The organism is Streptomyces sp. NTD91 (assembly GCF_059510455.1).
Genome location: NZ_JCAJZW010000001.1, coordinates 1 through 13,215, shown reverse-complemented (window position 1 = coordinate 13,215; position 13,215 = coordinate 1). Strand labels below are relative to the sequence as shown.

The window sequence follows — 13,215 nt, the reverse complement described above, 5'->3', positions numbered from 1 at the left end:
AGCCGAGACGGGCCGGGGGCACAAGAAGCGCCGACACGACGGGGGCGGCGCGGAAGAACCCTCGGTCCGGACGCGCGTGTGACCAGGGGCAGCGGTGCTGCTGGGGCGGCTCCCATCCAGCAGCGGCGGGCGTATCCACAGCGGGGCGGGTACCACCCGGCGGCGGGACGCACGTCGTACGCAGTTGCCGGCCGCGGGCGGTGACGCGGCGGGACGGTGTCCACCCGGCAGCGGCCGCCGTGTCAGTCCTCCCCGTACCGAGGATCCACAGTCTCCGGAGTCAGCCCCAGCAACTCCGCCACCTGCTCCACGACCACCTCGTGCACCAGCGCGGCCCGCTCGTCCCGTCCCTTGGTCCGGATCTCCACCGGCCGCCGGTACACGACCACCCGCGCCCGCCGCCCGTCCCGCGCGGGTACCACCCCGCCCAACGGCACGGCCTCGTCGTTCCACGCCTGCTCGCCCCGTCCGTCCAGCCGGGGCACCTCCAGGACGAGGAAATCGATGTCGGCCAGTTGCGGCCAGTTGCGTTCGAGACGGTCCACGGAGTCCTGCACCAGGTCCGCGAACACATCGGCACGGCTGGCCGCCAGCGGCACCTGCGGCGGCGCGATCGGCCCCCGCATGCCCCGCCCGTGACGATCACGGCGACGGGGCCCGGGGCCGGCGGCACGGGGCGGTACACGGTTGTCCATCACTGGGGAAGCGTAGTCCCCGCTCGCCCTCCCCGCCCGACCCCACACGGCAACCGTCCCCGCCGTCCGACCAGCCACCCCACCCTGTGGGGACCAGCCGGCCGCGACCCACCGGACCAGCCACACCGCCGCCCGCCACGGCCCCGACCGATCAAGATCCCCGCCGATCAGCCCGCCCCCGATCGGCCGCACCCTGTTTCGACCGGTCCTCTCCGCGCCGTGTCGCAGGATGACCATTCCGGCCAAGGTCTGGCTCGTTTCCGTAACCCTCCAAGACCGGCGAACTCAAGGCAATTGACGGTGTTTGTACTGACTCATGACCGTATCGAGTCCCGCACAAAACCCGCCGAGAACCCGTCCACGCAGGTCAGCGAGGGGTCCCCGAAGGGGTGTGTGGGGCGTTTCACAGCACGACACGGTGGAGTGACCTGGTGGAGAGTCGTCGCGGCCCGCTCAAGAGTGCGGTACCGTCCAACGTCGTGAGCCCTGTACGTCGCTGTTCGCGCACCGCCTGCGGCCGACCCGCCGTCGCGACGCTGACGTACGTCTACGCCGACTCGACCGCGGTCCTCGGCCCGCTCGCCACCTACGCCGAGCCGCACTGCTACGACCTGTGCGCCGAGCACTCCGAACGCCTCACCGCCCCCCGCGGCTGGGAGGTCGTCCGCCTCCTCGACGGCTCGGCCCCCGCGCGGCCCAGCGGGGACGACCTGGAAGCGCTCGCCAACGCCGTGCGCGAGGCCGCCCGCCCCCAGGAGCGCGCGGCCGAGGCCGGCGGCGGAGCCCGTACGGCGGACCCCATGGAAGTCGCCCGCCGGGGCCATCTGCGCGTCCTGCGCTCCCCGGACAACTGAGCCGGCCCGAACCCAGGCGGTCCCCACCGGCCGTCACGACCCGGCGTCCACCAGGTGTCCGCACACCACGCCCTTACCCCGGACGGGTAGTTTGTGGGCACCCATAGAACTTTCAGGAGGGTTGGCCGTGGTTGCTGATCTGTCGCAGATCGTGAAGGCGTACGACGTACGCGGAGTGGTTCCGGACCAGTGGGACGAGTCACTGGCCGGGCTCTTCGGCGCCGCCTTCGCGGAGGTGACGGGCGCGGCGGCCATCGTCGTCGGCCACGACATGCGGCCCTCGTCCCCCGGCCTGTCCCGCGCCTTCGCACGCGGCGCCGCGGACCGCGGTGCGGACGTCACCGAGATCGGCCTGTGCTCCACGGACCAGCTGTACTACGCCTCGGGCGCGCTGGACCTGCCCGGCGCGATGTTCACCGCCTCCCACAACCCGGCCCAGTACAACGGCATCAAGCTGTGCCGTGCGGGCGCGGCCCCGGTCGGCCAGGACACCGGCCTCGCGCAGATCCGCGAACTGGTCGAGCGGTGGCTGGAGTCGGGCGCTCCCGAGCCGGTCGACCGGCCGGGAACCCTCTCCTCCCGCGAGACGTTGGAGGATTACGCGGTGCACCTCCGTTCCCTCGTGGACCTGACCTCCGTCCGCCCCCTGAAGGTCGTGGTCGACGCGGGCAACGGCATGGGCGGCCACACGGTCCCCTCGGTCTTCTCCGGCCTGCCCCTGACCCTCGTGCCGATGTACTTCGAACTGGACGGCACCTTCCCCAACCACGAGGCCAACCCGCTCGACCCGGCCAACCTGGTGGACCTGCAGAAGCGGGTCCCCGCGGAGGGCGCCGACCTCGGCATCGCCTTCGACGGCGACGCCGACCGCTGCTTCGTGGTGGACGAGCACGGCGACCCGGTCTCCCCGTCCGCGATCACCGCGCTGGTCGCCGCCCGCGAACTCGCCCGCCACGGCGGCGAGGGCACGATCATCCACAACCTGATCACGTCCCGTACGGTGCCGGAGGTCGTGCGGGAGAACGGCGGCACCCCGGTCCGCACCCGCGTCGGCCACTCCTTCATCAAGGCCGAGATGGCCCGCAGCGGAGCGATCTTCGGCGGCGAGCACTCCGCGCACTACTACTTCAAGGACTTCTGGAACGCCGACACGGGCATGCTGGCCGCCCTGCACGTCCTCGCGGCCCTCGGCGGCCAGGACGGTCCGCTGTCCGCCCTCGTCGCCCAGTACGACCGCTACGCCGGCTCCGGCGAGATCAACTCCACCGTCGCCGACCAGGCGGACCGCCTCGTCGCGATCCGCTCCGCGTACGAGGGCCGCGCCGACGTCACCCTGGACGACCTCGACGGCCTCACGGTCGCCGCCGCGGACTGGTGGTTCAACGTCCGCCCCTCCAACACCGAGCCGCTCCTGCGCCTGAACGCCGAGGCGAAGGACGAGGCGACGATGGCGAAGATCCGCGACGAGGCGCTGGCGATCATCAGGGCGTGACACGACGCCTGCCGGTGCCGGGCACGACGCAGGGAGCGGGGCGGCACCCGGTCCCTCGCCCCTCCGTCGTCCCCTCGCGGCGCCGCCGCCTCGCTTCCGGGACCGGCGGGCGAACCTGCCGCCCAGGGGACGCTGCCGCCTGGGCGGCAGCCCGGCTCGGCCCGCCCACCAGCGGTACGCTGACCACCGGCCAGAGAAACGACCCCTGAAGGGACACCCCATGCCGCTCGAAGCCGGCCTCCTGGAGATCCTCGCCTGCCCGGCCTGTCACGCCTCCCTCAAGGAGCAGGACACCGAGCTGATCTGCACCGGCCAGGACTGCGGCCTCGCCTACCCCGTCCGCGACGGCATCCCGGTCCTCCTCGTGGACGAGGCCCGCCGCCCCGCGTGACGAGGCGCTTCGCGTCGTAGACGAACGTCGTAGAAACCCGCACAGGACCCCGGCGATCGGAGCCGCCCATGCTGGACGAATCGCTGCTCGACACCCCGGAGGGCCTCGCCGAGGCCGACCGCCGAGGCCTGCTGCGCGGCGCCGCCGAGGCCGGCGCCCGCGTCCGCACCGCCGCCCGGCACGCCGCCGAGACCGGCGTCGGCGACCTCAAGCCCGACGGCCGCCCGCGCGCCGTCCTCATCGCCGGCCCCGGCGCCGCCGCCGCCCACACCGCCGACCTCCTCGGCACCCTGGCCGGTCCCGGCAGCCCCGTGGTCCGCCTGGCCCCCACCGGCGTCGCCCCGGCCGCGGGCGCCCTGCGCTGGGAACTGCCGGGCTGGGCCGGGTCCGTCGACCTGCTCCTGATCGCCACTCCGGACGGCACCGAGCCCAGTCTCACCCTCCTCACCGACCAGGCCTACCGCCGAGGCTGCTCGGTCGTCGCCGTGGCCCCGGTCGGCACCCCCCTCGCCGAGGCGGTCGGCGGCTCCCACGGCCTGTTCGTACCGATGGCGAGGGCGCCGTACGACCAGGAGGAACCGCTCGCCGCGTCCGCCCCTGGCGTGTTCTGGGCGCTGCTCACCCCGTTGCTGGCGCTGCTCGACCGCGTCGGGCTGATCAGCGCTCCGCCGGACGCCCTGCAGAAGGTCGCCGACCGCCTGGACCACATCGCCGAGCGCTGCGGCCCGGCCATCGCCACCTACAGCAACCCGGCCAAGACCCTCGCCGCCGAACTCGCCGACGCGCTGCCCGTCGTGTGGACGGAAGGGACCTCGGCGGGCCCCGCCGGACGCCGTTTCGCCGCCGCCCTCGCCGAACTCGCCGGCCGCCCCGCGCTCGTCGCCGAGCTTCCCGAGGCGCTCTCCGCGCACAGCGCCCTGCTGGCCGGTCCGCTGGCCGCCAGCGCCGACCCCGACGACTTCTTCCGTGACCGGGTCGAGGAGCCGCCCGCGCTGCACGCGCGCGTAGTACTCCTGCGCGACCGCCCGATCGGCGGCCTCACCGCCGCTCCCGCCGCCCGTGATCTGGCCCTCAGCCACGACACGCCGATCAGCGAACTCGAACCGGAGGAGGGCGGCGAACTGGAGACCCTCGCGGAACTGATCGCCGTCACGGATTTCGCCGCCGTTTACCTGGCGCTCGCTTCGAGGGCCTGATCTGGCTGCGGGCCGGACCACCCGCGCCCACACCAGCACGGCCCGCGGCACCGCGTGCGCCGGCTGGTCAGCTGTACGTACGGAGACAGAGAAGACACATGGACCGCCTCGACAACACCGTCCGCCCCTACGCCTGGGGTTCTCCCACCGCCATTCCGCAGCTGCTCGGCGTCGAGCCGACCGGTGAGCCGCAGGCCGAGATGTGGATGGGCGCGCACCCGGGCGCACCCTCGCGCACCGCGCGCGGTAGCCTCGCCGACCTGATCGACGCGAAGCCGGAGGCCGAACTGGGCGAGGCGGCCGTGGCGAAGTTCGGCCCGCGGCTGCCCTTCCTCCTCAAGATCCTCGCCGCGGGCGCCCCGCTCTCCCTCCAGGTGCACCCCGACCTTGAGCGGGCGAAGGAGGGGTACGCCGACGAGGAGCGCCGCGGCATCCCGGTCGACGCCCCGCACCGCAACTACAAGGACGCCAACCACAAGCCCGAACTGATCTGCGCCCTCACCGAGTTCGACGGCCTGTGCGGCTTCCGCGCCCCGGACCGGGCCGCCGACCTGCTCGAAGCGCTCGGCGTCGCCTCCCTCAAGCCGTACGTCGACCTGCTGCGCGCCAAGCCGGAGGACGCGGCCCTGCGCGAAGTCCTCACCGCGATCCTCACCGCCGACCCGGAGGCGATGGCGCAGACGGTCGCCGAGACCGGCGCGGCCTGCGCCGGCCTGGGCGGCGACCACGCCCCCTACGCCGACATCGCCCAGCACTACCCGGGCGACCCCGGCGTCATCGCGGCCATGCTGCTGAACCACGTCCGCCTGCAGCCCGGCGAGGCACTGTTCCTCGGCGCCGGCGTCCCGCACGCCTACCTGAACGGCCTCGGCGTCGAGATCATGGCCAACTCCGACAACGTCCTGCGCTGCGGCCTGACCCCCAAGCACGTCGATGTCCCCGAGCTCCTGCGCATCGTCCGCTTCGAGGCGGCCGATCCGGGCGTGCTGCGCCCGGAGGCGTCCCCGGCCGGCGAGGAGATCTACGACACGCCGATCGACGAGTTCCGCCTCTCCCGGTACGTCCTCTCCGAGGGCGGCCCCTCCCGCGACCTCACCCTCGGCGCCCCGCAGATCCTGCTCTGCACCGCCGGCTCGGTCCGGGCCGGCGAACACGACCTCGGACCCGGCCACTCGGTCTTCGTCCCGGCCGGTGAGACGGCGGAGGTCTCGGGCACGGGCACGATCTTCCGCGCCACTGTGATCGTATGACCGGGGTTGTGGATACCTGAAGCCGCGGAGCCCGGCCGGGCTGCAAGAATGGCCCACCGGCAAAGGCCGGGCAAAGCCGGGCACGCGCCCGGACGGCGTGGCCGTACGTGGGAGGGCCTCCGCGGGCTCCGACAGGCTTCGCGGGGTCCGAGGGGCTTCAGAGGCGAAGGGACAACGCGAACACATGAGCGCGTCAGGCGGTACCAGGGCGATCGTGGCGGCACTGGGGGCCAACCTCGCGATCGCGGCGTCGAAGTTCGTGGCGTTCGCGTTCAGCGGCTCCTCGTCGATGCTGGCCGAGGGCGTCCACTCGCTCGCCGACTCCGGCAACCAGTTCCTGCTTCTCGTCGGCGGCAAGAAGGCCCAGCGCGAGGCGACCCCTCAGCACCCGTTCGGCTACGGCCGCGAGCGCTTCATCTACGCCTTCCTGGTCTCGATCGTCCTGTTCTCCATCGGCGGCATGTTCGCCATCTACGAGGGCTACGGGAAGATCAGCCACCCGCACGAACTGGAGCACTGGTACTGGCCGGTGGGCGTCCTGGTCTTCGCGGTCGTCGCCGAGGGCTTCTCGTTCCGCACGGCCATAAAGGAGTCCAACGAACTACGCGGCAGACTCTCCTGGGCGCAGTTCATCCGCCGCGCCAAGGCCCCCGAGTTGCCGGTCGTCCTGCTGGAGGACTTCGGCGCGCTGATCGGTCTGGTCCTCGCCCTGCTCGGCGTCGGTCTCGCGGTACTCACCGACGACGGCGTCTGGGACGGCATCGGCACCGTCTGCATCGGTGTCCTGCTCGTCTGCATCGCCCTGGTCCTGGCCGCCGAGACCAAGTCGCTGCTGCTCGGCGAGGCTGCCGGCGCCGACGTGGTCGAGCGGATCGAGACCGCGATGGTCGACGGCGACACCGTCACCCGCGTCATCCACATGCGCACGCTCCACCTCGGCCCCGAGGAACTGCTCATCGCCGCCAAGATCGCCGTCCGGCACGACGACACGGCCGCCGAGGTCGCGAGCGCCATCGACGCGGCCGAGGCCCGCATCCGCGCCGCCGTCCCCATGGCTCGCGTCATCTACCTCGAACCGGACGTCTACAGCGAGGCGGAGGCCGCCAAGGGCCCGGACCCGGAGGCCACCCCGGGCGGACCGAATCCCCACGCGGCCGGGCACTGACGGCTCCGCTCCCTCAGGTCCCCATGGGCGGCGCCGGTCAGGGCATCGGCGGCACCGGCGGCGCCTTCCGCCGCCGCACGGCGAGGAAGCCGATGCCCAGGCCGACGCCGACGAGGAACAGCACGACACCGAGGACCAGGGCCGTCCCCAGCAGCGCCGGGACCGTGCGGTCGTCCGTCACCCGGCCGCGCACCGCCTCCGCGGACACCGTCCCGCTCTGCTCGTCGAGGTGGAAGCGCGAGTCCTGGGAGTTCGCACGGTAGTCGCCGAGGAGGAACAGCCGCCCCTGCGGGACCCTCACGTCGTACGGCCTGTGCGCGCCGTCGGCGTCACCGCCGTACACGTACGGCTCCTCGATCGGCCTGCCGTTCACGGTCACCCGCTCCCGCCCACCCACGAGCGTGCAGCACTTCACCCGGTCCCCGCCCACACCGACGACCCGCTTCATGAGAGGGCCGCCGACCCCGTAGGACTCCGGCGGCGTGAACACCACGACGTCACCGCGCCGCACCTGGCCGCCGTCGACCCTCTCCCAGACGACCTTGTCGCCCCGTTCGTACGACGGCCGCATACTGTCACCGCCCACGCTCGAGACCCCGTACGCGGCCCGCCCGTAGACGAAGGCGCCGATTCCCAGCACCAGCCCCAGCAGCCCCACCACGAGCGCCGAGATCCCCAGCCCTCGTCCCCGCCCTCTGCCCGCCATACCGCGCCCTCCCCATGCTCCTGCCGACGCCGCGGAGAATAACCCCCGTTCGCCCAGCCGCTGCGCGGGGAGCCCCCCCGGCGTCCGGCCGACAGTGCCGGAGCGGCGGGCTCTGCTCACCCCGCCTTGGCCGGCTCCTCGAGCACGACCGCCCGCGATCGCCTCCGGTGCGACGATCATGAACACGAGGCGGTCACCGTCGGCGGCTCCGCCCGCCGGCGCGCGCCGGCGCCGCCACCCGGGGAGGGCGGGCCGACCTGGCCGGTCACGTCGATCCCCCGGCCCTCTTCGCCGTAGGGGCCGTCCCGGACGCCCCGTGAGCGAAACCGGACGTTCCCGGTTCCCCTGCATGCGCAATCCCACCCCGCCCCAAGCTGCGTGAGTGGCCGTTCGCCCTGTTCCGCGAGCTGCCGTCCGACGCAGTCCGCACACGTGTCCGCGCGGCTCCGCCCACGCACCCACCCCGGGACCGTCCCGCGGGCGGCCGGAAGCGGCAGGAGGCGGACTGGGGCCGACCGGGCCGTCCGGTGTAGCTTGGGACGGAGCCAGACGTCGCTGCTGATGGCGGTCGGGCGGTCCGGTGCGGACCGACCGAGGGAGAGAGGGCCTCCGACGGACTGCGCTGCGCGTACGTGGGCATGCCAGTGTCCTCTTCTCGGGCATTCCTGTGTCCGCCGCCGCGCAGACCAGCCGTACCCACCTCGACCCAATACCGAGGAGCAGCTCGTAATGACGACTGTCGAGAACCGACAGGACTTCAAGGTCGCCGACCTCTCGCTGGCCGAGTTCGGCCGCAAGGAGATCACCCTCGCCGAGCACGAGATGCCCGGCCTGATGGCGATCCGCAGGGAGTACGCCGAGGCCCAGCCGCTCGCCGGCGCCCGCATCACCGGCTCCCTGCACATGACCGTGCAGACGGCCGTCCTGATCGAGACCCTGGTCGCCCTCGGCGCCCGGGTCCGCTGGGCGTCCTGCAACATCTTCTCCACCCAGGACCACGCGGCCGCCGCCATCGCCGTCGGCCCCAACGGCACGCCCGACGACCCGCAGGGCATCCCGGTCTTCGCCTGGAAGGGCGAGACCCTCCAGGAGTACTGGTGGTGCACCGAGCAGGCGCTGACCTGGCCGGACAGCTCCACCGGCGGCCCCAACATGATCCTGGACGACGGCGGCGACGCCACCCTCCTCGTCCACAAGGGCGTCGAGTACGAGAAGGCCGGTGAGGTCCCGGCCCTGGACACCGCCGAGTCCGACGAACACCGCGTCATCCTCCAGCTGCTGCACCGCACCCTGGGCGAGAACCCCCAGAAGTGGACCCAGCTGGCCTCGGAGATCCGTGGCGTCACCGAGGAGACCACCACCGGTGTCCACCGCCTGTACGAGATGCAGCGCGACGGCTCCCTCCTCTTCCCGGCGATCAACGTCAACGACTCGGTCACCAAGTCGAAGTTCGACAACAAGTACGGCTGCCGGCACTCGCTGGTCGACGGCATCAACCGCGCCACCGACGTCCTGATCGGCGGCAAGACCGCCGTCGTGTGCGGCTACGGTGACGTGGGCAAGGGCTGCGCCGAGTCGCTGCGCGGCCAGGGCGCACGGGTGATCATCACCGAGATCGACCCGATCTGCGCGCTGCAGGCGGCGATGGACGGCTACCAGGTGACCACCCTCGACGAGGTCGTCGAGACCGCCGACATCTTCATCACCACCACCGGCAACAAGGACATCATCCTCGCCTCGGACATGGCGCGGATGAAGCACCAGGCGATCGTCGGCAACATCGGCCACTTCGACAACGAGATCGACATGGCCGGCCTGGCCAAGGTGCCGGGCATCGTCAAGGACGAGGTCAAGCCGCAGGTCCACACCTGGACCTTCCCGGACGGCAAGAAGATCATCGTGCTGTCCGAGGGGCGCCTGCTGAACCTCGGCAACGCCACCGGCCACCCGTCGTTCGTGATGTCCAACTCCTTCGCGGACCAGACCCTGGCCCAGATCGAGCTGTTCACCAAGCCCGATGAGTACCCGATCGGCGTGTACGTGCTGCCCAAGCACCTCGACGAGAGGGTCGCCCGTCTCCACCTGGACGCCCTCGGCGTCAAACTCACCAGGCTGCGCCCGGAGCAGGCGGCGTACATCGGCGTCGACGTCGACGGCCCGTTCAAGCCGGACCACTACCGCTACTGAGCCGACGACTCCGGCGAGTCCGTAGTCCCGCCCGCCGGGGAGCGCGCCGGTGCACCGCCGCGCTCCCCGGCAGCAGGCTCCCGAGGCAGGCCCCCGCACCCCCGTGCCGGGGGCCTGCCTCTTTGACCGGTCCGCCGGAACCGCACGGGGAAACCGGCAGCCCGGCCGGACCGTCAGCCCGTCAAGACCCAGGACCTCCATGCCCCGCGGCCGTTATTCGCTCCACGATCCGCACGATCACACCCCCCTCGGCGCAGAACACTTCCAGTGCGCGCCCGGCCCGTCCGGCTGGCGCTATGTCTCCCGGCTGACCGACTCCGCCGGCCGTCAGCGCGGCTCCGTCGACCTGGCCCTCGACGACCTGGGTCGCCCCATCCGCCTCGAACTCCACGCCGGGGAGTGGCAGGTGCGCGGCGCCGCCCTCGACGGCGTCACCTGGGTCCGCACCGACCCCACCGGAATCCATGCCACCGAAGGCAATGTGCGCGCCCACGCCTTCGCCGGCACGTCCCCGGCGTTCCTCGTCGCCACCGCCCGTCTCCTGCGCCTCACCCCCTCGTCCGGCGCGACCCGCGTACGGCTGGTCGCCTTCACGGACCCGGTCCTCGCCCCCCGCACCGTGGACCAGTCCTGGGCCCTCGTGAACAGCGAAGCACACGCCACTGACAACGCCCCCCTGATCGTGGACGAATACCAGGTCACAGCCCTGGACACCGGCGAACGGCACACCGTCCACATCGTCGGCGACGTCGTCCTGGCCGCCCCCGGAGTCGAGCTGGAGGACCTCGAGTCACCGCCGTCGACGTTCGGCTGAACGCCGCCGGACGGCGAGAACGCGGGGGCGCTGGACCGGCGTCGGCACGGCCGCCGGGCGGGTCCAGGGAAGCGCTCCGGGCGGCCCTTACACCGGCGGTACGAAACCGGTGCTCGGGTGATCGGCCGGTGAGTGAGCAGAAGGTGGCCGAGTGGAAGCGGGCGGCTGAGGAGAAGGGGGTTCGTGAGCGGAGGGCGGCTGCGCGGAGACGGGCGGCCGATACATGGCCGGTGTGCCGGGCGCGGCCGTGGGCGGGGCGTAGCCACCGGTGCCGTGGGCCTGCCGCGCCTCACGGGACTGCCGCTCGTGCACCACCGCGGCCAGGAAGGCGGCCGCGGGCAGGTCCGGCGGTACCGGGGCGCCCGTGCACGCGGCGAGGTCGGCTGCCAGCCGTTGCGCCATCCCCACCGAGACCTGCGGGTCGAGTTGCCCCATCCGGGTCAGGTACTGCCGGACCGCGAGCCACAGCCCGTCCGGCACGGCCGACAGGTCCAGCTGCGCGAACCGCCCCGCCAGCCACGCGGGCGGCGGCTGAACGAAGCCGATTCGGCCGGCAGGTATCCGCTCACGCACCACCAGGGTGCCCGCGAACACGTCCCCGAGCCGCCGGCCTCTCGCCGACACCAGCGAGGCGATGCACGCGATCACGCCGAACGTCAGAAGGATCTCGACCACACCGATCGCACCGCGCACCAGCGCGTGCCGGAACCGGATCGGGCCGCCGTCGTCCCGCACCACCCGCAGCCCGAAGGCCAGCTTTCCCAGCGAACGCCCATGACTGAGCGTCTCCACCGCGATCGGCCCGCCGACCAGAACCAGCAGGAACGTCGCGATCGACAGCGCCGTCTGCGCGGCCTCGTCCAGCGAAGCGGTCGACACCACCACACCGATACTGACGACGACGTACGCGATCACGGCCACCGCCAGGTCGAGCAACACGGCCAGCGCCCTGCTCGGCAGCTTCGCCGGCCGCAGTTCGAGCGCCACCGCCTCACCCGTCACCAGCTCACTCACGCCCGCCGTCCTTCCTCGATCTGCCCCCGGAAGCGCAAGTCTGCCAAGCTGTGAGCGCACCGCGCCGCAGTAGTACGCGCAGGACGCGATCGAGACCGTCCGCGACGAGAGTCGACGACCAGCCGAGGAGCAGGCAGACCCGATGGACCTGGACGTCTTCGTCTCCGTACACCGATCCGAATGGGACCGCCTCGACGCCCTGCTCCGCCGTCGGCGCCGCCTCAACGGCGCCGAAGCCGATGAACTCGTCGCCCTCTACCAGCGCACAGCCACCCACCTGTCCCTCATCCAGTCCAGCGCGCCGGACCCACAGCTGACAGGACGGCTCAGCCAACTCGTGGCACGCGCGCGTAGCGCTGTCACCGGCACCCGCCGCGCCTCGTGGCGTGACGTCACACGCTTCCTGGGCCAGGGCTTCCCCGCCGCCGTCTACCGTGCCCGTCACTGGTGGGTACCCACAGCACTCGTCTCCACGGTCCTCGCGATCCTCCTCGGCTGGTGGATCGGCACTCACCCGGACGTGCAGTCGTCGATCGCGGCGCCCAGCCAACTGCGTGACCTGACCCGACCCGGTGGCGAGTACGAGACGTACTACTCCAGCCATCCCGCGGCGGCCTTCGCCGCCCAGGTGTGGACGAACAATGCCCAGGCGGCCGCGATGTGCCTGGTCCTGGGCGTCTTCCTGGGGCTGCCCGTCCTCTGGATCCTGTTCGAGAACATGCTGAACCTGGGGGTCGGTTTCGGCCTGATGTCCTCCGCCGGCCGTCTCGACACCTTCCTGGGGCTGGTTCTGCCGCATGGCCTGCTGGAGCTGACCGCCGTCTTCGTCGCCGCCGGTACGGGACTGCGCCTTGGCTGGACCCTCGTGGACCCGGGACCCCGCACCCGGCGCACCGCTCTTGCGGAGGAGGGACGCGCGGCGGTGGGCATGGCGATCGGCCTCACCCTGGTCCTTTTGGTCTCCGGAGCCATCGAAGGCTTCGTCACGCCGTCCGGCCTGCCCACCTGGGCCCGCATCGGAATCGGAGTCCTGGCCGAGGTGGCCTTCCTGACCTACGTCTTCGTCCTCGGTGGCCGAGCGGTCCGCGCTGGTGAGACCGGCGATCTCGAGCCGCCGGACCGCAGCGCGTCGGTCCCCACCGCCGCGTGATGTGCGTTCCAGCCCTGTGAGCTGCTAGTCTCTCTTCGCCCCGCAAGAGCCGTTGACACGGATGGCGTGGGGAGGTAGATTCAAACAGTTGCCTGGAACTGGACAGGTTCACAGGACGCAACTAGACTCTATGAGCTTCCGGAGAGTGTCGAGAACGACTTCTCACAGAAGCACCTCCCGATGACTCAGAAATGAGTGACCGGTCTGACCGGTCAAAAGCTTCTGATAAAGTCGGAGTCGCCGGAAAGGAAAACCGCGGGACAAACGCGGTGCCTGGAAAGCACCGAGGAAATCGGATCGG

At 72.0% G+C, this 13,215-nt stretch carries 12 protein-coding genes; 9 read left to right on the top strand and 3 right to left on the bottom strand.

The window, feature by feature from the left end; translation table 11 throughout:
* Positions 1-242: 242 nt before the first annotated feature.
* Positions 243-695: a metallopeptidase family protein gene (locus AC5WRT_RS00060; RefSeq protein WP_496091985.1), complete on the bottom strand. Its 453-nt coding sequence runs from the start codon at positions 693-695 to the stop codon at positions 243-245.
* A gap of 431 nt (positions 696-1,126) precedes the next feature.
* Here AC5WRT_RS00060 and AC5WRT_RS00055 point away from each other — a divergent pair, with 431 nt between their 5' ends.
* The 6 genes from AC5WRT_RS00055 (at position 1,127) to AC5WRT_RS00030 (ending at position 7,043) form a co-directional block, all read left to right on the top strand.
* Positions 1,127-1,549, top strand: a complete 423-nt coding sequence (locus tag AC5WRT_RS00055) for a DUF3499 domain-containing protein (RefSeq protein WP_078967596.1) — start codon at positions 1,127-1,129, stop codon at positions 1,547-1,549.
* A 127-nt stretch (positions 1,550-1,676) separates the two neighbouring features.
* On the top strand, positions 1,677-3,041 hold the full coding sequence (locus AC5WRT_RS00050) for a phosphomannomutase/phosphoglucomutase (RefSeq protein ID WP_496091514.1): 1,365 nt from the start codon (positions 1,677-1,679) through the stop codon (positions 3,039-3,041).
* Positions 3,042-3,261: 220 nt separating this feature from the next.
* Positions 3,262-3,432, top strand: coding sequence for a Trm112 family protein (locus tag AC5WRT_RS00045; protein WP_405821024.1), 171 nt, complete (start codon positions 3,262-3,264; stop codon positions 3,430-3,432).
* Positions 3,433-3,500: 68 nt separating this feature from the next.
* Positions 3,501-4,628: an SIS domain-containing protein gene (locus AC5WRT_RS00040; protein WP_496091513.1), complete on the top strand. Its 1,128-nt coding sequence runs from the start codon at positions 3,501-3,503 to the stop codon at positions 4,626-4,628.
* Positions 4,629-4,726: 98 nt separating this feature from the next.
* Entirely contained in the window at positions 4,727-5,878 is a 1,152-nt protein-coding gene (manA, locus tag AC5WRT_RS00035) for a mannose-6-phosphate isomerase, class I (protein ID WP_496099809.1), read from the top strand.
* A gap of 184 nt (positions 5,879-6,062) precedes the next feature.
* Positions 6,063-7,043, top strand: coding sequence for a cation diffusion facilitator family transporter (locus AC5WRT_RS00030; protein WP_496091511.1), 981 nt, complete (start codon positions 6,063-6,065; stop codon positions 7,041-7,043).
* 37 nt (positions 7,044-7,080) lie between these two features.
* Here AC5WRT_RS00030 and lepB read toward each other — a convergent pair whose 3' ends face one another.
* Positions 7,081-7,749 carry a signal peptidase I gene (gene lepB, locus AC5WRT_RS00025; protein ID WP_496091510.1) on the bottom strand — a complete coding sequence of 223 codons (669 nt, stop codon included), beginning with the start codon at positions 7,747-7,749 and terminating at the stop codon, positions 7,081-7,083.
* A 729-nt stretch (positions 7,750-8,478) separates the two neighbouring features.
* On the opposite strand from lepB, the gene ahcY reads away from it, so the two are divergent.
* Positions 8,479-9,936, top strand: a complete 1,458-nt coding sequence (gene ahcY / locus AC5WRT_RS00020) for an adenosylhomocysteinase (protein ID WP_496091509.1) — start codon at positions 8,479-8,481, stop codon at positions 9,934-9,936.
* 199 nt (positions 9,937-10,135) lie between these two features.
* Positions 10,136-10,750 carry a hypothetical protein gene (locus AC5WRT_RS00015; RefSeq protein ID WP_496091508.1) on the top strand — a complete coding sequence of 205 codons (615 nt, stop codon included), beginning with the start codon at positions 10,136-10,138 and terminating at the stop codon, positions 10,748-10,750.
* Between the two features lie 87 nt (positions 10,751-10,837).
* Here AC5WRT_RS00015 and AC5WRT_RS00010 read toward each other — a convergent pair whose 3' ends face one another.
* Positions 10,838-11,764 carry an RDD family protein gene (locus AC5WRT_RS00010; RefSeq protein ID WP_496091507.1) on the bottom strand — a complete coding sequence of 309 codons (927 nt, stop codon included), beginning with the start codon at positions 11,762-11,764 and terminating at the stop codon, positions 10,838-10,840.
* Between the two features lie 142 nt (positions 11,765-11,906).
* Between AC5WRT_RS00010 and AC5WRT_RS00005 the strand changes: the two genes are divergently transcribed.
* On the top strand, positions 11,907-12,914 hold the full coding sequence (locus AC5WRT_RS00005; protein ID WP_496091506.1) for a stage II sporulation protein M: 1,008 nt from the start codon (positions 11,907-11,909) through the stop codon (positions 12,912-12,914).
* Positions 12,915-13,215: the final 301 nt, after the last annotated feature.

Bases quoted from the DNA above. Each gene is read 5' to 3' on its own strand.
- AC5WRT_RS00060 (WP_496091985.1), bottom strand. From the start codon at position 695: ATGGACAACCGTGTACCGCCCCGTGCCGCCGGCCCCGGGCCCCGTCGC.
- AC5WRT_RS00045 (WP_405821024.1), top strand. From the start codon at position 3,262: ATGCCGCTCGAAGCCGGCCTCCTGGAGATCCTCGCCTGCCCGGCCTGT.
- AC5WRT_RS00040 (WP_496091513.1), top strand. From the start codon at position 3,501: ATGCTGGACGAATCGCTGCTCGACACCCCGGAGGGCCTCGCCGAGGCC.
- manA (WP_496099809.1), top strand. From the start codon at position 4,727: ATGGACCGCCTCGACAACACCGTCCGCCCCTACGCCTGGGGTTCTCCC.
- AC5WRT_RS00030 (WP_496091511.1), top strand. From the start codon at position 6,063: ATGAGCGCGTCAGGCGGTACCAGGGCGATCGTGGCGGCACTGGGGGCC.
- lepB (WP_496091510.1), bottom strand. From the start codon at position 7,749: ATGGCGGGCAGAGGGCGGGGACGAGGGCTGGGGATCTCGGCGCTCGTG.
- ahcY (WP_496091509.1), top strand. From the start codon at position 8,479: ATGACGACTGTCGAGAACCGACAGGACTTCAAGGTCGCCGACCTCTCG.
- AC5WRT_RS00015 (WP_496091508.1), top strand. From the start codon at position 10,136: ATGCCCCGCGGCCGTTATTCGCTCCACGATCCGCACGATCACACCCCC.
- AC5WRT_RS00005 (WP_496091506.1), top strand. From the start codon at position 11,907: ATGGACCTGGACGTCTTCGTCTCCGTACACCGATCCGAATGGGACCGC.